The following is a 21,289-nucleotide window of genomic DNA, read 5'->3' on the forward strand; positions in this document are numbered from 1 at the left end:
TTTTCCAAATAAACTTTTTATTTTCAATCAATTGCCCAACTCCAAGGTACTTTATGGAAATCGTAGTAATCAATTTCAAACCTGATTTTCTTTTCCGATGAAACCATTCGTTGACTACTACGTGCTCAATGTCCTGATGTGTAGATACAATATTTTGAGCGATAATAGCAATAACCGGAGTGTCTGCTGTTTTATGAAATAAATCTCGCCTCAAAATGAGTAAAATCATAAATTTTATTAACTGTAAAGTCTGTAAAAAGTCTTGTTCTATATTTTTGAGAGTTTTTACTATAAAGCAATACATTTGATGGGATGATCATGCAAATTTTATCAGCAAAAAATAAACCACCCTCAAAAAACTTCAAAGCAAAATTATTATCAGGAATAAGATTTGGTTTTATCTTTAAAAGTTCTAATTTTCGTTTGAAACCGCACTTTTTTGCTTATGCCTTTTATTGGGTTAAATGGTGGATTACCAATGACAAGATTAAATCTCATTGATTGTTTAACCGCATCATTACACCAATCGAAGAAATCTTTATTTTGAATATTTTTTTGACTTAAATCTTTTAATTCAAGGTTATTCCATATTTCTTGAGGAGTTAATTTATCTAATAAAGCAGTTGTTAGACTGAATACACTAACAAGTGTGGCAGTTTTTTTTAAGTCTACACCAAAAATATTGTCTTCCAATATTTCTGAGAAATTTTACTGTCTGGATATTGAATATTATCTCTAGTACTATTATTTATTGCCCACCATTGTAAAAGTCTTTTGAAAGCTGCAACAAGAAAAACACCAGATCCGCATGACGGATCAAAAACTCTAAAAGAATTATCCTTAAAAGTTCGGGTTTATCAAGTGGCATTACTTCATCAATTAGTAGGTTAACTAAATGAATTGGTGTATATACGACGCCTTTCTCTTTGCCTCCTGTATTTCTTACGGACTCAGCTTGAATAAAATTTTCATAAATGGCACTAATTACCTCTGCCGGTAGATGTTTAAAACTGTATTGTTCCCAAATAAAAAGTTGATTGGTTTTCAGATTAATATTTGCTCGAAGAAAATTTGCTAAAAGATTCAAATTAGCATTTGCAATCTGATTTTTTTCAAGTTCAGAAAACTTATCAAATTTTTTCCATTGAATTCATTGGATAAATCATTTAATATCGAAACAAGTAATCCATTTTCAACTACCTCAGCGAATGTTTGTATTTTATGTTTTTTATATAGATTTCTTAAGGTATGCTTGCCCTTATCATCAGTAATATCTTCAAGAAATTTTATTAATATTGAAGTAACTAACAGTTTATCAATAGTCTCAGGTAAAGATTGAGCTCCTGAGAACTCGTAAATTCCTTTCTAACTGTCATTAAATAATCTAGTAGAATATGTATGGACTATTTTTTTCATCTATACTCTCAGTAAAATAAGGCTGTTCCCAAAAAGTACCATTACCAAATAAATATGCTGAAAAACGTTCTTCATTAATACCCTCAATTGTTGAAGTAGAGGCAAGCAATAAATTTTCTAGACTTAAATGCCCATTTTGAACCATCGCAGGTTTCCGAGCATTGATAATATCTGTTCGTGTAGATGATTGGATAATGTAGATTTCGTTTCTCCCTGCACTCCATAAGGCAGCATGCAATTTTATGTGGGCAGGAGTATTAAAGAAACTTTCATCTTTGTAAAATATACATACTGCTGGCTCAGAGCGAACTGGTACATCACTAGCAGTATCGTAATACCTTCTAAATAATATTGCGTCAATTCCTAATTTTTTGGCTTCATTGATATACAAAATTTCAGCATTATTTTTTGCAGCATTTACTTGATTACAAAAAACAAGCCCATTCAGAGCGGTATAGTCCAAAATTTTAGTATCCATAGTTTTGTATTACGGCAAATTTAGTGAAAAGTAAATGTATGATGTTTCCGTTTTCAAGTATATATTTAAAAAATCAAAATGTTTTATTTTTATCAGTATTAATCGTGTCTAAATAAAATTGCAGATCATATAGATAAATAAATTCCGTTGCATCTTGTTCCGGCAATTGAGCCAGTTCTACAAAGTTAATATTTCATAGAATGATTTTTCACCCAAAATGTCTTGCATAATTATATAAACTACATGCAATAAATTCTGATTGTGGCATAGCACAGTAAAGTTTTTAAGTAGACAATCATATCTATTTTTCTTTCGTCTTCATATTCGAAAGGCATAAATTTAAGTTCACTTGCTTTAAGTTAATGTCTTTAAAAACATAAGGTTTGTCCAGACCGGCTCCATTTCATCTATGGATTGTGTAGGTTGTATAAATGCTGTAAACTGCCAGTTTTTGAGTTTAGGTGCTGCATCAACTAATGTTACGACTTGTTCAAAAAACTCCGGGTTTCCACTCCGAAATTACTAATTGAATTGGTTCACTATATTAGCTGGGAACATAAGGATACATTCTAAATCTGTACAGTAATAATGTAAATGTTTGTCAAGCCAAAAGAGAAACATCTTTGGACTTTTGGTTTTTCATTTCTTAAATTTCTCAGGGTGCTTTCGTTGTATTGAATCCATTCCAGAATAGTTATTGTTTTCATAATTGGTTTATTTTCGTTTGTCTAAGTGTTTTGTCATAGGAGATTAAATTACCAGTTCGCGTAATCGCTTCTACTCTTAGGCCGTAATGCATTTCGATTTCTGATGCTGACAAATTGGATGTGATGTGTGTTGGAATCTTTTTACTAATAAAAATGTCGTATCGACTTAAAATAATTTCTGCCATCACATTACATTCATTGCCAAATATTTCAGGTTGTTTCAATACCTAAATCATCAAAGCATATTATTTTAGGGTCACTGTGGTATAATCTACCATTACTGTATTGTGGATAATCTGATATCCGTCCTGGATAAATTCAAAGCTTACATCGCGCAAGGCTTTACAAAAAATTTATGTCTGTTTGGTGATGAATTTCATAAGATTCATTAGTGCGGTTTTTCCACAGCCAACCGGACCAGAAAGTAATATTCCCTTACTCAAATTCACGCCGAATTGATTACAGGCTTGTTCATCCCGAAGGAAATAAGCAATAAGTTTATACACTACCGGGTAGTCAATTTCATATATCTTAAATCCTGGCCAATACAATTCACGACCTTTACTTCGAGCCATGCTATTATTCCTCGTAACTATAATGGCTCTGAATAGTCTTTCCCGTTGAGGTGTTGAATTGTTTTGCGCTGTCTGTTCTTCCATGGTTTATGAATTTAGGTACGTTTAACATCCAGTTCTTTGCTGCAGCTTGCCAGTCAGCCATAGGTGTCTTACCGCCAACCACCAACCGTTACTTTTGAAATAGTTGTAAAACTTATTTGCTTCCAGTTCCGGAAAACTATGTTCTGAGAAAAAAGCTAGAACTTCTTCATAAAGAGGAATGATATCTTTTTCTTTTTTGGCGGAACTTTTTTCTTTTTCTTCTACAAACTCATTTTTAAAAACGGAACGATACTTTCATTTTTTTTGCGAGCTCACCCAAGTTTTCAATGTTTAAATCGTCTTTACTGTTTGTATTGTTTGTATAGTTTATAGAAGGTACTATGCTATTTCATTAACCTGTTCAATACTTGTTTCATCACTTGTACAAAGCTTGTTTACTACTTGTTCATCAACATGTTCAAAATTTGAGGTTGTTTTATCTTTTTTTTGGTGCGGTTTAGGTCTTCTGCAAAATTGAATAAGTAAACGTGGCTGCCTTTATATGGATTAAATGATGGCTCGTATTTTATATAGCTAGAGCATGTAAATTTTTAGGCATTTATGGTAGGTAGCCATGGAACTGATTTTGCTGATGCGCATAATTTCGTCTCTCGAAATGCTTATTGGATGCGGAACTGTTGATATTCCAAAATTGAAATAATGCTATATACAAACTGACATGAGTAGGATTGAGCATTTGTCTTTGGCCACTTTGTCAAAGAATCCGGTTAAGTGTTTGATGTAATTCATAACCGAATTACTTGGCATTAAACAAATTTTGCTCTGAGTTGACCTTGTTAAGCTCTAATACCTTTTCAATGTCTTGATAGGCATAGTATATAGTTCTCCAATTTTGGTATAGGAGAGGGTTTATTAATACGCAAGGTTTGTAGAGTTCCGGGAGAAATGTTGAGTAGTTTTCTAACCTCGGTTGATTTTAACCATTGTTTGGTTTGCTGCTGATTAAGCTGTAATAAATCTTTTAATTCTTTGAGTAATAATACTCTGAATTCATTAAGATCTTCTCTGGTAATAACTTCGATAGCCATAATGTGCGATTTTAAATTGTTATGGCACAAAATTGTTGCTATTGACTTACTTTATTACAGAAGTTGAATTGAAGTTCAGGATTATTTTTTTGAAAAGGTCACAATTTACTGTTTGTAATCCTGCCTTTTTAATTCCTTGATAAAATACAAAGGTGTTAATTCGGTAGCTTTGGTAAAGGCTTCTTTAAATTTTTGAGGTGATTTGAAACCGGCTTCCTCAGTTAATGCTTTGATAGTATAGTTTCTGTATTTAGAATCATTTTTTAACTTGTCGATGATAAACTCAATTCTTAAATCATCAACATATTCAATGTACTTTTTATTGCGGGTTTCAGATATTATCCTTGATGTATAACGTGTATTACAATCCACAATTGCCGCCATTTTACTGAGATTAAAATCTTTGTCGAGATACAGATTACTTTCTTCAAACTTTTCTAATTTTTTGGACACAGCTGCAACTATTTCGGGTTTGATAATTTGTTCACCATCAATGATTTTTTCTTTGATTTCAAGGGGTTTTACTTTCTTTATTTTTTGAGAGATTAAGTTTTTAAATCGCTGTTTTCTAATTTTTCGGCGTTGGTATTGTTTGCAAAATATATAAGTAAATGTAGCAGTCACCAAAAGAAATATAATTCCAAAAATTATATCCAACTTGTTTCGTAGTGAGAGATTCTGTTTTAGTTCTGCGGTAGCATCAGCAATTTTTTTCAGGTCATAATCCCTGTACATATTTTTAGAAAGGTATCTGTAGTTTTACTAACAAAAGTCTCGGCTTCTAAAAGACCGTGTAAATATTTAAGTTGCTCAGTTGTATCTCCTTTAGATTCGTAATACTGAGCCAATAGGTAATAAGCTTCAATCAAATCTTCTTTCATGAACTTATCTTTTTTGAAAGTTTCATCCACCTTCTTGAAGTATGGCACAGCTTTTTCTTTATTGCCTAATTCCCAATAACTTCGACCTAAATACAAGTTTGTAGTTGAGGTATTTGCTATATCATTACTTTGAATGAAATGAGGTAATGATTTATTTAATTTGGAGATTGCATTTTTATAGTTTTTCTTGAAAAATTCGTTTCTTCCCTCGGCATTAGTAAAATATGGGATAATAGTTAGTTCGTCAAGGTTAATGGCTTCACGGTACCCTAAGTCAATTGTAGCTGCAGCCAAGTTGTATTGTTTTGTTTTTATATAACATAAACTAAGTAAATGGAGTGAAAGTAACCTTGGATTACCAGGTTCATGAACCCTAAAATATTCTTCGCATTCTTTTAATAGAGAAATAGATTCATCGTAGAAACCGAGATAATATTTTATTGAGGCAATAGAATATTTGGTTTTGTGAATCAAATATTGATTGTGAGTTTTAGAAATGAATTGGTCCGCAAGGATGTAATTATCCAAAGCTTTTGATTCCTGTTTGAAATGATAGTAAACAATGCCCTTTGTTAAATAGGCTGAACCAATTAGTTCGTTATTACTTGATTTTAAAGCTACTGACATTATACTGTCACAGTAATTTAACCATGTTTTCTTACCAGATTTATACATTACAGTTTTGTATGCTTCAATCACTTTTTCCGGATTATTACCGGCTTTAGCTTTTGACAATATCGAATGACCATAAATTGAGTCCAATTTCTGAGAATCACTATCATTTGAAAGGCGCTCTTTTAAATACTCAATATTTTTACTTTTAAGTGAATCCGGGATAATGAATTGATTTTTTTGGGCAAAACATTTACTAGTTAAAAAGAATACTACTGCAACTGTAATTTGTAAGATTTTCATTTTTAGTTATGTAGGTTAGTAGCTGATTAAAATGAGTGAATATTAAGCATTGTTTATTGAGATTAGAAAAATAGCAAATTAAAGACGAGTGTCAAATAGAAAAATAACCCTACAATGTTAAATGTTTAGATTTCAAGCGTAATAGATTTAACAACAGTGATTTGTGTACGTTTTTGTAGTGAATGATTAATTAATCCTTTCGTTGTTTATCATTTAACATTGTTGAATGGTTGTAGCATAGAGTTGGAAATCAGAAGTTCTGATTTTAGATTTGGTTTGAACAAATTGGATTAAATTATTAACCGCTATTAATGACAATACCAGGATGAAGGAAACTGCTCTAAGATTACTAGAAGATTTAGAAACCCAATTAAAAGAAATAGAATTGGCCAAAAAAGAAACTATCGAGCATGTTGAGGATTCAATCCGGAAAACTATAAGTGTACTTGAAACTTTAAAAACCAATTTTGTAAAGTATAAGTTTGAAAGTAAGAAAGATGAAATTTACTTTTTCAGGGACATTAAGCCACAGTTTGTAAGCAAGTTGATTTATTATAACGAGATTTATAATATCATGACTAATAAACCTTTTGGCGGAAATAAGACACTGAGAAAATACTACACCGGTGAATTAGCAAAACTAAAAAGCTTCTACACTGAAAATGTAGAGTTTTTTAAATACTACCGTAACGGAAACACTTACCTTGATAATAAATACTTTGTACGGGGTAGGTATGATATCAAGTTAACTCTGGATAGCTTTTATTTTCAAGCTGACAGCCGGTTCTCAACTTCGCATGATTTTAAAGTGGCCAAGATAATGGCGAATGATTTAATACAAAGTTATTTGGAAATTGAAATTGCCAAAATAGAAAACAAGGCACCATTGTTTAATCTAACAGAAAGGCAAGTGCAGAAATGGACCGGGACAAAAATTGCTCTGATAGAGTTAGTATATGCGCTGCATGCAGAAGGTGTTTTTAATAATGGAGCCAGTGACTTGAAAGAAACGGCAAAATTCTTCGAAGAGGTATTTGATGTTGATTTGGGACAGTTTCACAGAACCTTTTTTGAAATGAGAGCGCGAAAGGCTGATAGAACTAAGTTTTTAAACTCACTTCGTGATACATTGGTGCGCCGGATGGATGAAGTGGATGAATAAAAAAAGTAGCTTTATTAAGGTTCTATGTTGTCTTTTCAATTATCCATCTATCTAAGAACTCGCTTGCTTTTTGTATGTAATCTAAAGCTTCTTGTTTAGTTTTTGTTAGCCCAGAATGTCCGGCTGAATTTCGTTCAGTGCGTAGATACTCAAGCAAATCAATTCTTAGGTTTACTGGATTGCTAAATGTGTTTGTTAATGCTACCATTAAGTTTGTAAGTTGAGCATTACTACAAGTCGGCAAAGTTGTTGTTCCAAGTATTTTTTTTTCTAATGATCCCTGCATCTCACCAAGCATCCATTTTTTGGCAGTACTAATTGTATGAAATATTTCTTTTATTTCATTTTCTATCGTTCGTCCATACTGAAGTATCACAGGAGAGAAATCACCGGTATTATCAATGTTATGAAGTAAGAATTGTCCTGAGACAAGATATTCTACACTTATAGAAGTTATTTTTAATGGATCGAAGCGTTGAGTTATTATTTGATTATATACACTAACATCTAATTTATTAATATAATCATCAATCTTACTTTGTAGTTCTACTATTTTAATCTCACCTTCTTCTTTACTCTCTTTTAAGGTGAAGAAATCATTTAAAAATTTATCTCTCTGAATATTCAATAAACTCAATTCTAATTTATCATTTACATCAAAAAAACCATCATCAAAAATATTGTAGTCGATGCTTCCATCTTCCTGTATGTAGAAACCTTCTATTTGCTTTTTTTCCGCAGTGACTTTTTTCAAACTTCGTAAATAAAATATTTTTATACTTTTTGAATCTATCGCTTTTTGTGCGACTAAAGTTTGAAATTTTCTTATCAGATATTCACTATGAGTTTCGATAATAAATTGAATGTTGAATTTTTTATTTGCTTCTGAAAACATTTCAGCAAGTAACGACTGCCATTTTGGATGCAGATTTGTTTCAGGTTCCTCGACAAGAAGGAGGCTTGGAAGATAGTAATCACGCATAAACTCACCATCTTCATCATGGTCGTGTTCGGTTCTCTTATTTTTTTCGGAGAGTACACTTATTTGAATTAAAATCAATATGAGCTGCTTAATACCGTAGCCGAAGTCAACTAATTCACGTTTAGAACCTTCTAAAGTTGTTATTGATACAGAAATCAATTGATATTTTGGTCTGTAATCGACTTCAATTTGTTTCCCAATTTCAAAAGCTTTTAGATACTTGTCTATAAAATTAGAGTGGATATATCCAAACGAATTATAATCTTTTAGAAGATTAATAAAGGGAGTGTTTGCTGCCGCATTATAAATCCTTGAATTTTCTTCTTTAATATTAGATATGTACTCTATAGTCGAGATTCTCTGTATTAATCCCTTCCAACTATTTTTAAAACAATTTTCAATGACTGAATAAGTAGTATCATCATCTTCATCATTTTTCCAGATGAGATTATTTCGCAATATTTTTAGTACTCTGCTATAGAGAATATCTTCAATTTCATATGGTGGAAAGAAATAGTCTTCTGCATCAAAATCACGCTCTCCCACATTCTCTTTACCTGTAATTTCATTTTCTGTCCCAATTTTATTTTCAACAAAATCAGTCCAGGTAATTATATCGATATCATTCTTAAATGATTTTATTAGAAGTGAAGGGATAAAAAATAGTTCTTTAACACGATCATCCATTTTTTCTAAAGCGACCCATTTGCTTTTATTTTCTAAATATAATTTGTAGAATTTAAGTAAATCGCTTAGGTAAATTTTTAGCTTATCGAGTTTTATGCTCCATTCAATGTAACCCGTAAGTGGGTTTTCAAATGGTGGAAACCAAAAGGCGGAATGAGAAAATATGTCTTCTTGTTTTTCGGAATTACTTTTTTTCTTTTCATTAAACTCTTGAAGTTCAGCATTAAACTCTTGATTATAAGTCAGTTTTTCGCCCTCTGTTGCATCCCTATATAAAAATGAAAATATAGCAACATTGTCTACTTGATCAATAACTTTAACTCCTCGCAATTTTGCTTTGTAGGTACTCTTGGAGTTTGGAATTGTAAATGACAATGAAATATATAAGCTTTTAATACCCATAAACGTAAATGGAAGTGAAATCTCAACATCTTTAGATTCTTTATTAAATAAAACATTCTCAAAATCCCCTAATAAATGTTCTTGTTGATTTAAATCCAAATCAAACGGATATTGGTTTTCTTTAATACTGTTTTTCAGCATTTGAAGAGATTTTATCAAAGAACTTTTACCCGAATTATTGGCTCCAGTTAATAAATTAATTGGTGACAACTCTTCTAAAAAGCCAATTTCATCATCAAATATTCTAAAATTTTTAATCCAATAATATCGATAGGTCCCATTTGATGGTTTAGGTTAAATGAATTTAGTGAATGTATTTTAACTTAAATACTAAAAACTCAAAATTAAAAAAGTATAATTCATTTTACCCCATTAAATCTTATTATTTATGCATGCTTAATATTAATGCTTTTCAGTGCAAATTTCTCTTTTAAAATTGCCATATCATCACTTACTTTTTTATCCAAAATCTTAGCATAATGCTGAGTTGTTTTTATGTTTTTGTGCCCAAGCATTTTACTGACGCTCTCTATTGGAACACCATTTGTTAGTGTTACAGTTGTAGCAAAAGTATGTCTAGCTATATGAAAAGTCAGTTCTTTTTCAATTTCACAAATAGCTGCTATTTCTTTTAAATAGGCATTCATTTTTTGATTACTCAAAATAGGCAAAAGTACTTCCTGGTTATTGCTTTGCGGATGGTTCTCATATTTATCAATAATCATTTGAGTAATTGGAAGTATTGGGATTTTAGAAGCCGATTCGGTTTTTTGGCGATGGGTGTAAATCCATTTCTCGCCATCAATGCCAATGCTGATATGGGATTTAGTAAGGTTCTTAACATCGATGTATGCCAAGCCGGTAAAGCAGCTGAATAGAAAAATATCTCTAACCAATGCTAGTCTATCCGTTTTAAAATCCTTGTTCAAAATCGATTGTATTTCAGTCTCTGAAAGAAAATTTCTTTCGACTTCTTTAATTTTGGATTTGTAGTTGTTGAAAGGGTTCTTATCTAACCAATCATTGGCCAGACAAATCTTGATTATCTTATTGAAGTTTTTAATGTATTTGACAGCTGTATTGTTGCTGCAGTTTCGAACACTTCTGAGATAAAATTCATAATCGGTAATAAATGCATGATCAATTTGTTTGATATCAACATCAGAAACTTTATATTTCCATTCCAGAAACTCAATTGTGTGCTTTAAGGATGTTGCATAACGTTCTAATGTGCCGGCAGCATATTCTTTGCCGATTAGTTCTTTAATCTTGTTGTTATGGTCCTGAAATATTGGTACAAGCATTCTTGCTCTTTCATTGCTGCCAAGTAGTTTCAATTTTAAGGATTCCGAAGTAACCGGAATGTTTTTATGAACCAATTCCATTTGAGCATCGATAATCTTCATTTTCAGAATATCGAGCTGATTATTAATTGAACGGGCTTCATCTGTAGTGCCCTTCATTTTGCCTGCATCTGCAGACCATTTAGCTAATTCTACGAATCTTCCGGTAGTAAGTTCGATTCGTTTACCATTTACTGTAATTCTTGAATAAATTGGAACAAGCCCGTTTACATTGGTTTTTGCTCTCTTAGCGTAAAAGAGAATTGAAACTTTTGCTTTCATGGTGGTGACCTTTTAGTTATTAATTAATTTAATTCTAAAATGGCTACAACACAAGATGTTCATTTTTTAAGTAGGTTATTGAATAGGCTCCTTAACAGGTTCAATAAAAACTCTGTAATCCCTCATGCATTCTAGCCTGAGGAGAAATTCGGTTACCCAGAATTACCGCAAAGTTTGGGTATCCGAATTTATCCCCTAAGGTTCACGCATTAATGAATAATTTGAAGGATATTGAAAAGAAAAAACCCTTTATATCCTACGGATTAAAGGGTTTTAATTAAATTTGCTGTTAAGCTAGCGGAGAAAGAGGGTTTGTAACTTACCTCTCAATATGGTGTAAACAGTAGCTTTGTAAATTTAATATAATCCGGGTAACCGAATTTATCCCCTATTAATTAATCCTAGTAGATTGCATTAATTTGTGAATTGTAAATTTACAAAATCCCTATTGAAATTCAAAACATTTCGGGCAAAACTACACTAAAAAATGAAGTGGTTTTTAAAGTGGTTAAAGAGTCGGGAGACTAATATTTCTCCACTTTCAGCATTTGCATAATCATCCAAATATCGCTTTTTCAACTTGTTCAATATTCAATCCTGTATGATTACAGAATTCTTCAATTGTGACAAACTTTAGGGCTTTATTATGGCTCTTTGCTATCTCATGCAATAATCTAAGACTTTGGCGGTAGCTTTGACCTGTAACGAGCTCTACGTCGTTTGTGGTGATGCATATACGCCTTTTCATCGCTTTCATACTCTAACCATACCTTTAACTAGGCTTTGACTGTCTTCAAAGTGCTAGTAATCATTTCTAAGAACTGACTAAAGTTAATAAAAATTGTAATTGCTTCGACAAAGGCAAATTACTGGCTTTTATTGCTTGTATTAGGTGACAATTTTGTCGAATGCTGACAATTTTGTCGCATTGGTATTTCTGGTATGGGGTAAGCTTTTATATGTGCTGCGTTTGTCTAAATTTTGTTCTTGAATCAGTCGAAATTATGTTGCAACGATAATCGAAATGAGGAGTGAAAATGAAAAGGAGTATTAATCGTAAAATGTAGAAATTATGGCTAGACAGACAGGCATAATTAAGTTAAAAGGTACTATCGGAGGTATGACCTTTTACAAGACTTCCGCAGATGGACATTTAGTTCGTGAAAAAGGCGGAATTGAGAAAAGCAGAATCGACAGCGATCCTGCTTTTCAGCGAACCAGAGAGAATGGTTCGGAGTTCGGGAGAGCCGGAAAAGCCGGTAAACTTTTGAGAACAGCGCTGCGCCCATTGTTGCTAAATTCTGCCGATGGCAGAATGGTAAGCCGATTGACGCAAGCCATGGTAAAAGTAATCCAAGCTGACACGGTTAGCGACAGAGGATTACGAAATGTAATTGATGGAGAAGCTGAACTACTGTTCGGTTTTGAATTCAATATCAGAGGTAAACTGGGTACTAGTTTGTATGCTCCATTTGTTGGAGCTATTGACCGCGTATCAGGTGAAATCACAGTTGATTTAGCATCATTTGTACCATCAAATATGCTTGCAGCACCGAGTGGAACCACTCATTTTAAAATCATTTCTGCCGGTGCCGAAGTGGATTTTGAAGCTGAAACGTATGTGGTTGCAACTTCTGAAACAGCAATTTTGCCATGGGATGCCACTGCAACAGCAGTTATCAGCCAAACCAACGCTGTAACAGCTGCAAGCACTAAGCCATTGTTTTTGGCTTTGGGTGTTGAATTCTATCAGGAAATCAACGGGCAAATGTATCCATTGAAAAATGGTGCATTCAATCCGCTTTCTATCGTGAAAGTTGATAGCGGTGTGTAATGGTTCTTGAATTGACCAGAACTTATTTCCCCGAAGGAACCAATGGGAAACTCGAATGTGAGGGCAAGAAGATTTGTAATACAATTGAATTGCCTTGGAAGAAAAATGTGAGGAGAGTTTCCTGTATTCCGGAGGGGAAATATTTTATTAAAAAGCGGTACAGTGGCAAATTTGGTTGGCATTTGGAAATCTTAGGTGTTGAAAATAGAAGCTTGATTTTGTTTCATCCTGCGAATAATGCACAAAAGGAATTGAATGGCTGTATTGCTCCTGTAACGAAACTTTCCGGACCAGGTTTAGGGTTAATGTCTCGAAAAGCTTTTAAAAGTTTAAAGGACATGGTTTATAAATCTTTAAAACGAAAGGAAAGTGTCGAGTTAATTGTTAAATCTTAATTCCATTTGATATGAATGTAATTAAAGAGCAAAATCACCCACACCGAAATTTTTTAAAGTGCTTCGAAATATTGGATTAGTGTTGGCAGCGGTTGGCGGTACGATTTTAACTGCACCAATATCCTTACCAGTGGCAGTAGTTACTGTTGGTGGTTATGTAGCAGTAGCCGGTGGAGTTCTCTCTGCAGTGAGTCAGCTGACCACAAAAGAGGACCATCCTCAAGATGTTCAGAATGACAACAAATAATTCAACTCTGATTGGTACTGCCGGAGGAACATTTTTAAGCATAGTGCCAAATATACACTCTGCGGATGTTCTTAAAACAGTTGTTTTGGCCGGATTAGGCGCTGTAGTCAGTTTTATAGTGTCGTTAGTACTAAAGAGAATTTTAAAGAAGCACAAAGAATAGTTTAACCTTAGTTGTGGTGACCTTTGGGTTAAACAAGATGAAAGCCTAGTCCTTAGACCAGGCTTTTTTTATTGGCATTCCTCACACAAGTTCAGAATTACTTCTTCGACTACTACTGCAGAAGTATTGGTAACAAGTCCATGATATTTTGCGCAGTCTGTTGCTTTTTTTCGACAGTCAAAAACGCCAAAGAAAACGCGTGAGGCTTTCGATTTCCAAATATCCGTTTGGTAAAGGATGAAAAGTGTCATAGTATTTGCTTTTAGTTGATTATTTGCAATAGCGGTAAAGAATTACTCTTCGCATTTCATTAATAAGGTTTATATTTTCTTGGAATTGCTTTTCTTTTTGTTCCAGAAGCTTTAAAGCTGCTACATGCTTAACATGTTGCTCGTGTTCTTCTATCATTGCTTTGGCTCTTGGATTGAATTCTTTTTTAAAATCCTGTAGCCTTAAAAACGGAATTACTGAACCGGTTAGATATTTATGCCAAAATCTTGTTTGCCATAGACTGAAAGCAACAAAATAGAAGTTTTCACAATCCTCTTCATTTTGGAAGATTATTGCAAAACTGTTTGTATATGCCTCTTTATTAGGCTTACCGCTGTTCAGCCCTTTGTTAAGAATAAAAATATGAGGACTTGCATAACAAGTGCCTATACGGTGGGATTTGATGATGAAATTCGTCATGGCTTCGGCTTTAAAGTCTAGTGCTCCGCTATGCTTCGCACACAAAATTTTTCAAAAGAAAAAAGAGAAAAAAAGAAAGCCGGTCGTCCAAGTGGAGGGTTTCAAAAAAAGCAAGTTTTTTGAAAAAAATACTACCCGATAAGTTCTACAGAACGCTAGGCATCGAGCTAAAAAAAATGTTTTATGGAATGGTATGGGTGGAGATTTTTTTCAAAACCCGAAGGGCTTGAACTTGCTTTTTTGAATACCCGGAACTTATCTTTGCTCTCTTTTTTATTTTTTTTTATTTTGATTTCCAAATCCACTTATTGTTAGATAATCTTGGTGCACTCGAATAGCGGTCGCGTCGGAAAGGGTATAAAATTCCGGAACGGATTTTATACTCTTTCTTTGGTTTGGTTTTATGGGTGCCGGAGATAGTGTTTAGTGCACTGGTGTCAGTGTTCAGAAGGTTTGTTGTAAAATAATCAGGAAGGCACTTATAAAAGCAATGCAAATACTTCCTATTTTATTCCGCAGGTGTTCTGGCAAGTGTATCATTTTTTATTTGCTAACCGGGTAATTTGTGATTGCTTTTATGGATAGCTGATGCCATGAAATAATGTACAGTTTGCAGAATACTGTTGCCAGAACAAATGTGATTTGTAACGGTGTTGCATCTGCTATCGTGAAAGCAATGTATACTGTTGTTATGAGCAAATAAAGCAATGATACTCTTGCTTGGTTTTGGTTTTATGGGTGCCGGAATTAGTGTTCAGTAATCAGTAGCCAGTATTCAGCGGTATAGTTGTAAAGTATTAGGGAAGGCACTCATAAAAGCAATGCAAACACTACCGATTTAAGCGTTTAGCTGATAAAGACAGTTAAAGAGAAAGTTAATAGAAATTGAGATAACCGGAATGCTTCTATTGAAAAGGTAAACGTTGTTTATGGCGGCGGTGAAGTGGTGGTTTTTTTAATAGCTGGGTGATGCGATGGGAGCTATTAAAAAAGTTGCCGCTGAACCGCCGACGAGAGCGTTGGGTGCGCGGCTTTTTTACATAATGTTGTTATAGTTCATGATTTGGGTTCTACAGATGCAGGGAGTTTCTTTATGAACTATAACGCCACATTATGTAACTAAGCTTTGGAGAAAAAATTACCGGCGCAAGTCACGCAGTGTACGTGTTATTGCATCAATAACTGTGACGGTAATTTTTTTAGGAGCGTTGGGAAGAAGTGGCAAAGGAATTTATAACGTTCCGACATTGTGGAAGGCTACGTACTAAGCAACTATTTTTATACCACTAAGATAAAATTACCTGCGAATTGTAAAAGTGAACTCACAACAAAATCCGCAATTGCGTACAGGCTGTTATAGGCAGTTGACTTATGTTTTATCAAACATTTTTCATACATTTAAAACTGGAAGAATAATCCAGATTTATTCTCATTATATATTCATCTTCGCCAATAAATTCATCCAAGAATCTTTCAGAAAAACCGCTTCCTCCAGAATCCCTTGCTTTGATCAAAACATTAACAAGAGGGAAAAATGTTCGTTTATAACTACCCAAATTACGAAAACATTCATCATATTCAAGAGTTTCCCTAGTGTCACAAATAATTAAAAAGCCACTACCTTTACTCATTCTTCGTACACATTCTAGTCGTCCAGTAAAACTTGCTATTTACCATTCTTATTAATTCTTCCACACGTGCGAAATAAAATAGGTCTTGTTGTTGGTAGATAATTCTTTAAAACAATATCCCAGACATCGAAAAAAGCTTTTCTTTTTCCATCTGGACCAGTACGAACCCAATTACAAATGAATATTACGGTAGAGTCTAAAATGGCAGTATCTTTCTGTAAAATATCAATTAGGTTTTGAGCTATTTCATTCTTTTGAGTTCTTGTTATTCGATATTGAAATTCATCCATTGTTTCTTGATTGAGCGTAATCTTTTTTACAATTGTCCATAACTGTTTCCCCGCTGCATGTAGTTGCGAAGTTCGGAACGGATTATTCTCTGTTAAAGATAAAAATTATTGCGAAACGTAAATGTGAACTTACCACAAAACTTGCAATTGCGTGAAATGGCTATTATCAGCTGGCTTATTGCAGGGCCACATCAGAGCACACATTAATTTCAAATCGCCCAAAATGACTTTTTGTGTATCCTTCTTCAAAACCTTTCAACTCACTTAATAAAATAGAAGTTTCAGGTCTGAAATTCATAATGTAATTTTCAAAACCTTCTTGACTGATTTCACTTGTTGTGTCAATGTCAGCAAAGCGTTTCGGATTTGTGTAAGCAAAGCTGCTCGACAGATGTGAACAATATCCGGTGTCTTTTATTTCTTGAACAGGAAAAACAATATTAATGAATTTGGAATAATCAGCATCTTGATTTAAATGAGCCTTTACGGAAAAATATTTAATAGCATTCAATCTTTTATTTTGTCGAACCCAATCTAATAAATACTGAGGTATTATATATTCGGGTTTGAAAGTTGCGTCAGTATTTAGAACTTTGATACTACAACAAAAAATCAAAGGCCATTTGATAATATAATCAAGTATCATAGAATCCCAACCATCAATTCCTTCTTCCATAATTTCACTTGTTTTATTGATGAGAGTAGCCAAGCTTTTCGGTGTTAAAGAAATATCTAAAGCATTTAATTTCATAAAATCCTTTATTTCAAATCTTGAAAGATAAAAGTCATTAAAATCAGGTCTATCTAATTCTTCCCAACAGACATATGAAGAATTAGCAAGGTAAAGGCAGGGTAATCCTGGTATACTAAATCTTTGTGTAGTTGCTTTATGTCTTAATTCAAACGGTAGATGAAACATTCCATCTCTATCGACTTCTTTTCACTTTTTCTACCTCTAAATAAAAGCCTGTTTTCACCTAAAGGATGACTGGCGTCAAATTCACTTACTAAATACTTCTCTATTTGTTGCATGCCTTTGTCAAAATGAGAATAAGATTTAGAAACGTAGCCTAGGTATAATTGTCTATAAGATTCTAGTAGTTCATCGCATAAAGTATGAATTTTTGGCTTAATAATTTTCAGTTTATCGACAATTGTACCTTCATCAATATTTTCTAAAATCTCTAAATATTCTTTAAAAGATTTCTCTATAAAACTTAAAAATGTAATGGGTTTGTCGTAGGATTTTGGCAACTGAAATGAGCCTTCTTCTATTGCTTGTATTGAGTTCATATTTAAAGGTTTGAAAACTAGCTGCTAACGTGCCGCCGCTTGGCGTAGTAGCGGCAAGTTAAAGAAAAATGTGATAAGAAATGCTTATGTCTAGAGTATTTTCCAAGAAAGACAAACCAGCTATTACGCCAAACGGCTGTTATGCTATGTTATTCTTTTTTACTATTTAATACTTCTGTAGCTTTTTGAATTCCAAGTTTTTCAGCTTTTCTAAGTGCGTTTTCTCCTTTTTCCATTTGGTCGTCATAAAGTAAGTAATGCCAATTTCATATAAAGCTTGTCCATGATCTGGTTTATCACTTAAAACAATTAAATAATCTTCGATTGCTCCTTTATAATCTTTGAGCAATCCTCTTGTTTTAGCTCTAAAATTATACACTGGAATCATTTTTGGTTCTATTTCTATACACTTTGAAAAATCAAAAAAAGCTTCATGATATTTTCCATTGCGTAATCTTGATTCACCACGTTGAGTGAAATTCATATAGTTTTTCGGGTCGATGCTAATAGCTTTTGTAAAATAATTTCTGCTTTATCATATTCTTTAAGTTCCATATAACAGTTAGCTAATGTTACATAGTTCCGCTCCTTGTCAGGTTCAATAAGAATTAGTTTTTCGCCAATAGGAATACAAGCTTCAAATCTATTTAAAGCAAATAGGCATAACAGTTTATGTGCATTTGCTTCTAAAGAATTAGGATTAAATTCTAAAGCTTGAGTAAAATTCAAAATAGCTCCTTCAAAATCTTTGTTTTCGAGAGCAATTTCTCCAAGTTTAAATGCAGATTCAAATGTTGTTGCGTATACAAATTTTTTAAAGTCTTTATAATCCATTCTTCTTATTTATTAGGGAGTTCTGATAATATCGCATAACTAGTAAATATACTCAAGTTTACACAACTTATTCAAACAAATGTTAAGATTAAAATATTGCAATTTGAGTAGATATGAATATTGATTTATGATTAATTATTAACAAGTTAGTTCAAAATAAAACCATTTAAATGAATAAATGGTTTTAAAATACATGTAAGTAGATATTAACTAAAAAATGAAATGCAGTAGTCAAATAAGCCTACTGCATTTTAAATAGCCTGATGGAAGTGGCACGAAGTAGAACGGACAGCAGGAAAATGGAAGCCTCGTATTGCCCGAGCCATTCGCTCATAATAAAGAATACTAAGCTGAGGATTGGAGAATAGTAGTTGTACTGTAGTTATATTCAGGTATAGGTTCCGGTTTATCATCAACGTTTAATTTAATTCTATGTACTTCATCGAGAAATTCTGATTCACCTTTGGGCATTAACTGTAATGCAAGTTCTATGATGTTTGCAAAATCAATATTAGGATTACCTACAGTATCTGAAATATAGGGTTCTTCTGTTTGCCAAGCTACACAACATAATTTCATTAGGTCTGAAACTGTCGCATATAGCGACGAATAACTTGAAAAGTTAATCGTAATTTGCCAGATATCGTCTCGCTTGGGATGTTGCTTCATGGAATTCAACAACCAGTCAGAATTTTAAGGAGTTTTTCAAATTCAGCTTTCATATGTTTAGATTTTAAATTGCTATTAGCAGTTTGCTAACTGTGAAGGAAGAGATAGATAAATGTTTTCCTCGATAAAATCCGATGCGATTGAACTTGCTTCCACCGGTTGTAATATTGATTCTCTTATGTAATCTAATAAATCAGCTTCTTCATAAGGTATCAAGTCTAAAATAACACCCAAGACACCCGCTATATTGTTGATGGTTCCGGTATATGTGCTGAACCACCGTGGTCACCAGCTTCTAATGCTAAAATGGAAACTTTAACGATATCGGCAATAAGAAACATTACATCGGAATAGCCGGAGAGGTTTAATTGAATAGTGTCACGTTTCTTTTTAACATTTTGAGATTCCAAAAGAACGAAGTACTTAGCTGCTAAGTCACGCAGCTCTGGCGCAGTGTTGAGAATTTGTTGTCATGGTATAATAGTTTTTGTGTTATCTATTCGTTCTAGTTCTTGAAGTGCTATAGTATTAGCTTGTTTGTAGAAATTTTGGCAGGCATTAAGAATCCATAAATAATCCTCTAACTCTGCATTTAGCCTATACCAATGCCTTAGCATTGATGGTGGAGCACACAACATTTTATATCTTTTTGTTGCCAATTCAGATTGTTGCGAAAAGATTTCAGATGGCAGTGTTGTAAAATGGCCACATAAAAGAAGAAGATATTTTAAACTATACTCATTGGGCATATATCCCATAAAAACACGGATTAATCCAAGAACTATTTGTTCTATAGCTATGTGAAGATTGGCTATACTACATAGTACAATTTCCGGATTTTGAGTAATGGAAACTGATTGTAAATAAAATCAGCTACAGCAGAACATTTAAGCCAGTAATCACGGTCTATATTTATATCGCGATAAAGTATTCCATTAGATTTTATAAAAGGAGGAGCCGATTTATCTATATACAAACGCTGACCTTTTCTAAAGACTTTATCAAAAAACAATTGTTGGTTTAATTGATTTGATGCTAAATCAGTTGGTTTATGGATTAGTAGCGATACTGAAATAATTTTCCCTGAACGTTCAGCTATTAAATTAGCAATATCAGTAGATCCACCCGGGTATGCCTTGTCCGAAATGATTAAAATATCAAAATGGTGAATGGCCGTGTTTCTTTCTAATTGAGATTGAAGAATATTAGAAGTAATAGATGAATTATTCCTATAACCAAATACAAAAACGGTACATGGATTGAGTCTTTTGTTAATTGAATCCAGGGTAAGCTGAATTTCTTCGAGAGGTAAAATTGTTGTTTCCATCGTGCATGTAATTTTCATGCAATTAGTAACGTCAGAGGGGTATGAAACAAAATAGGTTGTATGTAACAAAGTAAAATTGTTATCCACAAATGCCTGCTAGCCTAATTATAATAGGTTATTTCACGTATAATGTGGTACTGTAATATATCGTCAATATAGGAATGCATTTGAATCCAATTTCCATTTTTGTCATATTCATGGTGAAATGTTTTTTCCAACCATTATCTTCAAACATTCACAACTAATTTCAAGTTTCTTTCATTACAGTTTCAAGGTAACATAATTCAGTTTTACCTGTATTTTCATTGATATCAAAAGTTTTAATTGTATTTTTTTTTTTTCGTCAAATTCGAATTTATTCCAATAGACAATACCATCGCTATCTCGTTCTAACTTTCCTCAATAATTCTATTTTTATCGTCGTAACAAACTGTATAAGTACCATTTTCAAAAAGATCAGAATCACTTGTATATCTTATCGTTTCTTTGTTTTCGTAATAATTGTGTTTTTGTTGTTCAATTTTGATACTATTAAATGGCTCATATTCAGTATAAGTTTCTAACTCAACTTTGTTATTACCATTATATGATATTGTAGTTTCCCCAAGAAGTTTGTTTGTATTCAGTTCAGATTTTAGTATTCTTATTAACTGATTGGATTATTATAGAAAACTGTAATTTGCTTTTACCTTTGAACTTTCTTCAATCTTCTCAGTAGATTGCCTTCTTTTGAAAATGTAAAGCGAAAAGAAGTGACACTTTATTCATGTGCAAAGCCGGTTCATTTTGAATATCAACTTTAGATTGTAAGTATCCTGCTTGATTTGATAAATTCCGTTAGCATATTGTTTTGAGCACTATTATAATCTTCGTAAAACATAGTTTAATGAGTTTTAAAACTATCCATTTGTCTTCAATTTACCGGCAATATAAACTTCCATGAAATACAAATC

General features: G+C 32.9%; 27 protein-coding genes and 1 pseudogene. 5 read left to right on the forward strand and 23 right to left on the reverse strand.

All coding sequences use genetic code 11. The features are described 5' to 3' along the window. The 10 genes and pseudogenes from GUU89_RS14590 to GUU89_RS14625 form a co-directional block, all read right to left on the reverse strand. A partial coding sequence (locus tag GUU89_RS14590; RefSeq protein ID WP_162128705.1) for a hypothetical protein occupies positions 1–229 on the reverse strand: 229 nt, incomplete at its 3' end. Further along, positions 192–320, reverse strand: coding sequence for a hypothetical protein (locus tag GUU89_RS15440; protein ID WP_394350928.1), 129 nt, complete (start codon positions 318–320; stop codon positions 192–194). The genes GUU89_RS15440 and GUU89_RS14590, both read right to left, overlap by 38 nt. A gap of 58 nt (positions 321–378) precedes the next feature. Beyond that, complete coding sequence (locus GUU89_RS14595; RefSeq protein ID WP_162128706.1) at positions 379–693, reverse strand: Eco57I restriction-modification methylase domain-containing protein; 315 nt, start codon at positions 691–693, stop codon at positions 379–381. Then, a pseudogene (locus GUU89_RS15445) lies at positions 669–797 on the reverse strand (hypothetical protein); the annotation flags it as partial. The gene GUU89_RS14595 and the pseudogene GUU89_RS15445, both read right to left, overlap by 25 nt. Next, entirely contained in the window at positions 749–1,087 is a 339-nt protein-coding gene (locus GUU89_RS14600; RefSeq protein ID WP_162128707.1) for a hypothetical protein, read from the reverse strand. The pseudogene GUU89_RS15445 and the gene GUU89_RS14600, both read right to left, overlap by 49 nt. Positions 1,088–1,384: 297 nt before the next feature. Continuing rightward, positions 1,385–1,894 carry a hypothetical protein gene (locus GUU89_RS14605; protein WP_162128708.1) on the reverse strand — a complete coding sequence of 170 codons (510 nt, stop codon included), beginning with the start codon at positions 1,892–1,894 and terminating at the stop codon, positions 1,385–1,387. Positions 1,895–2,954: 1,060 nt separating this feature from the next. Continuing rightward, positions 2,955–3,260, reverse strand: a complete 306-nt coding sequence (locus GUU89_RS15065) for a hypothetical protein (protein ID WP_235922095.1) — start codon at positions 3,258–3,260, stop codon at positions 2,955–2,957. An 815-nt stretch (positions 3,261–4,075) separates the two neighbouring features. Beyond that, complete coding sequence (locus tag GUU89_RS14615) at positions 4,076–4,309, reverse strand: DNA-binding protein (protein WP_317163900.1); 234 nt, start codon at positions 4,307–4,309, stop codon at positions 4,076–4,078. 105 nt (positions 4,310–4,414) lie between these two features. Beyond that, positions 4,415–5,044, reverse strand: coding sequence for a helix-turn-helix domain-containing protein (locus GUU89_RS14620; protein ID WP_162128709.1), 630 nt, complete (start codon positions 5,042–5,044; stop codon positions 4,415–4,417). Next, positions 5,023–6,105 carry a tetratricopeptide repeat protein gene (locus GUU89_RS14625; RefSeq protein WP_162128710.1) on the reverse strand — a complete coding sequence of 361 codons (1,083 nt, stop codon included), beginning with the start codon at positions 6,103–6,105 and terminating at the stop codon, positions 5,023–5,025. The genes GUU89_RS14620 and GUU89_RS14625 overlap by 22 nt, the downstream gene beginning before the upstream one ends. A gap of 325 nt (positions 6,106–6,430) precedes the next feature. Between GUU89_RS14625 and GUU89_RS14630 the strand changes: the two genes are divergently transcribed. Next, a complete protein-coding gene (locus tag GUU89_RS14630) occupies positions 6,431–7,267 on the forward strand; it encodes an RteC domain-containing protein (RefSeq protein WP_162128052.1) in 837 nt (278 codons plus the stop codon). 22 nt (positions 7,268–7,289) lie between these two features. Here GUU89_RS14630 and GUU89_RS14635 read toward each other — a convergent pair whose 3' ends face one another. Both GUU89_RS14635 and GUU89_RS14640 read right to left on the reverse strand, forming a co-directional pair. Further along, complete coding sequence (locus GUU89_RS14635) at positions 7,290–9,596, reverse strand: AAA family ATPase (protein WP_162128722.1); 2,307 nt, start codon at positions 9,594–9,596, stop codon at positions 7,290–7,292. Positions 9,597–9,724: 128 nt separating this feature from the next. Next, a complete protein-coding gene (locus GUU89_RS14640; protein WP_162128054.1) occupies positions 9,725–10,963 on the reverse strand; it encodes a site-specific integrase in 1,239 nt (412 codons plus the stop codon). Positions 10,964–12,035: 1,072 nt separating this feature from the next. Here GUU89_RS14640 and GUU89_RS14645 point away from each other — a divergent pair. From GUU89_RS14645 to GUU89_RS14850, 4 genes are read left to right on the forward strand one after another with little or no spacing between them, the layout of a single operon-like run. Beyond that, positions 12,036–12,797 carry a hypothetical protein gene (locus tag GUU89_RS14645; RefSeq protein ID WP_162128028.1) on the forward strand — a complete coding sequence of 254 codons (762 nt, stop codon included), beginning with the start codon at positions 12,036–12,038 and terminating at the stop codon, positions 12,795–12,797. Further along, a complete protein-coding gene (locus tag GUU89_RS14650) occupies positions 12,797–13,192 on the forward strand; it encodes a DUF5675 family protein (RefSeq protein ID WP_162128029.1) in 396 nt (131 codons plus the stop codon). The genes GUU89_RS14645 and GUU89_RS14650 overlap by 1 nt, the downstream gene beginning before the upstream one ends. 58 nt (positions 13,193–13,250) lie before the next feature. Next, positions 13,251–13,439 (forward strand): hypothetical protein, encoded by a 189-nt coding sequence (locus GUU89_RS14655; protein WP_162128711.1) that lies wholly within the window; start codon positions 13,251–13,253, stop codon positions 13,437–13,439. Next, positions 13,426–13,602, forward strand: coding sequence for a hypothetical protein (locus GUU89_RS14850; protein ID WP_202924450.1), 177 nt, complete (start codon positions 13,426–13,428; stop codon positions 13,600–13,602). The genes GUU89_RS14655 and GUU89_RS14850 overlap by 14 nt, the downstream gene beginning before the upstream one ends. A 68-nt stretch (positions 13,603–13,670) precedes the next feature. Here GUU89_RS14850 and GUU89_RS14660 read toward each other — a convergent pair whose 3' ends face one another. From GUU89_RS14660 to GUU89_RS14705, 11 genes are all read right to left on the reverse strand, one after another. Beyond that, positions 13,671–13,853 carry a hypothetical protein gene (locus GUU89_RS14660; protein ID WP_162128031.1) on the reverse strand — a complete coding sequence of 61 codons (183 nt, stop codon included), beginning with the start codon at positions 13,851–13,853 and terminating at the stop codon, positions 13,671–13,673. A gap of 19 nt (positions 13,854–13,872) precedes the next feature. Further along, positions 13,873–14,292 (reverse strand): DUF6943 family protein, encoded by a 420-nt coding sequence (locus tag GUU89_RS14665; protein ID WP_162128032.1) that lies wholly within the window; start codon positions 14,290–14,292, stop codon positions 13,873–13,875. A 1,379-nt stretch (positions 14,293–15,671) separates the two neighbouring features. Then, positions 15,672–15,923: a hypothetical protein gene (locus GUU89_RS14855; protein ID WP_202924484.1), complete on the reverse strand. Its 252-nt coding sequence runs from the start codon at positions 15,921–15,923 to the stop codon at positions 15,672–15,674. A 35-nt stretch (positions 15,924–15,958) separates the two neighbouring features. After that, positions 15,959–16,213 (reverse strand): hypothetical protein, encoded by a 255-nt coding sequence (locus tag GUU89_RS14860; protein ID WP_202924485.1) that lies wholly within the window; start codon positions 16,211–16,213, stop codon positions 15,959–15,961. 175 nt (positions 16,214–16,388) lie between these two features. Continuing rightward, positions 16,389–17,132, reverse strand: a complete 744-nt coding sequence (locus tag GUU89_RS14675) for a hypothetical protein (RefSeq protein ID WP_162128712.1) — start codon at positions 17,130–17,132, stop codon at positions 16,389–16,391. After that, on the reverse strand, positions 17,108–17,506 hold the full coding sequence (locus GUU89_RS14680; RefSeq protein WP_162128713.1) for a hypothetical protein: 399 nt from the start codon (positions 17,504–17,506) through the stop codon (positions 17,108–17,110). Before GUU89_RS14680 ends, GUU89_RS14675 begins: the two co-directional genes overlap by 25 nt. 166 nt (positions 17,507–17,672) lie before the next feature. Next, positions 17,673–17,990 carry a tetratricopeptide repeat protein gene (locus tag GUU89_RS14685; protein WP_162128714.1) on the reverse strand — a complete coding sequence of 106 codons (318 nt, stop codon included), beginning with the start codon at positions 17,988–17,990 and terminating at the stop codon, positions 17,673–17,675. Next, positions 17,987–18,340 (reverse strand): tetratricopeptide repeat protein, encoded by a 354-nt coding sequence (locus GUU89_RS14690; protein WP_162128715.1) that lies wholly within the window; start codon positions 18,338–18,340, stop codon positions 17,987–17,989. Before GUU89_RS14690 ends, GUU89_RS14685 begins: the two co-directional genes overlap by 4 nt. Positions 18,341–18,685: 345 nt before the next feature. Then, on the reverse strand, positions 18,686–19,009 hold the full coding sequence (locus GUU89_RS14695) for a hypothetical protein (protein ID WP_162128716.1): 324 nt from the start codon (positions 19,007–19,009) through the stop codon (positions 18,686–18,688). A gap of 242 nt (positions 19,010–19,251) precedes the next feature. Further along, positions 19,252–19,419, reverse strand: a complete 168-nt coding sequence (locus GUU89_RS14700; protein ID WP_162128717.1) for a hypothetical protein — start codon at positions 19,417–19,419, stop codon at positions 19,252–19,254. 401 nt (positions 19,420–19,820) lie between these two features. Beyond that, a complete protein-coding gene (locus GUU89_RS14705; protein ID WP_162128718.1) occupies positions 19,821–20,336 on the reverse strand; it encodes a hypothetical protein in 516 nt (171 codons plus the stop codon). Positions 20,337–21,289 lie beyond the last annotated feature (953 nt).

Origin of the sequence: Flavobacterium phycosphaerae (assembly GCF_010119235.1) — a bacterium.
GTDB lineage: Bacteria > Bacteroidota > Bacteroidia > Flavobacteriales > Flavobacteriaceae > Flavobacterium > Flavobacterium phycosphaerae.

What these genes read in the sequence shown, in the direction of transcription:
- GUU89_RS15440 (WP_394350928.1), bottom strand. Translation starts at nt 320, where the DNA reads ATGATCATCCCATCAAATGTATTGCTTTATAGTAAAAACTCTCAAAAA.
- GUU89_RS14605 (WP_162128708.1), bottom strand. Translation starts at nt 1,894, where the DNA reads ATGGATACTAAAATTTTGGACTATACCGCTCTGAATGGGCTTGTTTTT.
- GUU89_RS15065 (WP_235922095.1), bottom strand. Translation starts at nt 3,260, where the DNA reads ATGGAAGAACAGACAGCGCAAAACAATTCAACACCTCAACGGGAAAGA.
- GUU89_RS14615 (WP_317163900.1), bottom strand. Translation starts at nt 4,309, where the DNA reads ATGGCTATCGAAGTTATTACCAGAGAAGATCTTAATGAATTCAGAGTA.
- GUU89_RS14620 (WP_162128709.1), bottom strand. Translation starts at nt 5,044, where the DNA reads ATGTACAGGGATTATGACCTGAAAAAAATTGCTGATGCTACCGCAGAA.
- GUU89_RS14625 (WP_162128710.1), bottom strand. Translation starts at nt 6,105, where the DNA reads ATGAAAATCTTACAAATTACAGTTGCAGTAGTATTCTTTTTAACTAGT.
- GUU89_RS14630 (WP_162128052.1), top strand. Translation starts at nt 6,431, where the DNA reads ATGAAGGAAACTGCTCTAAGATTACTAGAAGATTTAGAAACCCAATTA.
- GUU89_RS14640 (WP_162128054.1), bottom strand. Translation starts at nt 10,963, where the DNA reads ATGAAAGCAAAAGTTTCAATTCTCTTTTACGCTAAGAGAGCAAAAACC.
- GUU89_RS14645 (WP_162128028.1), top strand. Translation starts at nt 12,036, where the DNA reads ATGGCTAGACAGACAGGCATAATTAAGTTAAAAGGTACTATCGGAGGT.
- GUU89_RS14650 (WP_162128029.1), top strand. Translation starts at nt 12,797, where the DNA reads ATGGTTCTTGAATTGACCAGAACTTATTTCCCCGAAGGAACCAATGGG.
- GUU89_RS14850 (WP_202924450.1), top strand. Translation starts at nt 13,426, where the DNA reads ATGACAACAAATAATTCAACTCTGATTGGTACTGCCGGAGGAACATTT.
- GUU89_RS14660 (WP_162128031.1), bottom strand. Translation starts at nt 13,853, where the DNA reads ATGACACTTTTCATCCTTTACCAAACGGATATTTGGAAATCGAAAGCC.
- GUU89_RS14665 (WP_162128032.1), bottom strand. Translation starts at nt 14,292, where the DNA reads ATGACGAATTTCATCATCAAATCCCACCGTATAGGCACTTGTTATGCA.
- GUU89_RS14855 (WP_202924484.1), bottom strand. Translation starts at nt 15,923, where the DNA reads ATGAGTAAAGGTAGTGGCTTTTTAATTATTTGTGACACTAGGGAAACT.
- GUU89_RS14860 (WP_202924485.1), bottom strand. Translation starts at nt 16,213, where the DNA reads ATGGATGAATTTCAATATCGAATAACAAGAACTCAAAAGAATGAAATA.
- GUU89_RS14675 (WP_162128712.1), bottom strand. Translation starts at nt 17,132, where the DNA reads ATGTTTCATCTACCGTTTGAATTAAGACATAAAGCAACTACACAAAGA.
- GUU89_RS14680 (WP_162128713.1), bottom strand. Translation starts at nt 17,506, where the DNA reads ATGAACTCAATACAAGCAATAGAAGAAGGCTCATTTCAGTTGCCAAAA.
- GUU89_RS14685 (WP_162128714.1), bottom strand. Translation starts at nt 17,990, where the DNA reads ATGAATTTCACTCAACGTGGTGAATCAAGATTACGCAATGGAAAATAT.
- GUU89_RS14690 (WP_162128715.1), bottom strand. Translation starts at nt 18,340, where the DNA reads ATGGATTATAAAGACTTTAAAAAATTTGTATACGCAACAACATTTGAA.
- GUU89_RS14695 (WP_162128716.1), bottom strand. Translation starts at nt 19,009, where the DNA reads ATGAAGCAACATCCCAAGCGAGACGATATCTGGCAAATTACGATTAAC.
- GUU89_RS14705 (WP_162128718.1), bottom strand. Translation starts at nt 20,336, where the DNA reads ATGGAAACAACAATTTTACCTCTCGAAGAAATTCAGCTTACCCTGGAT.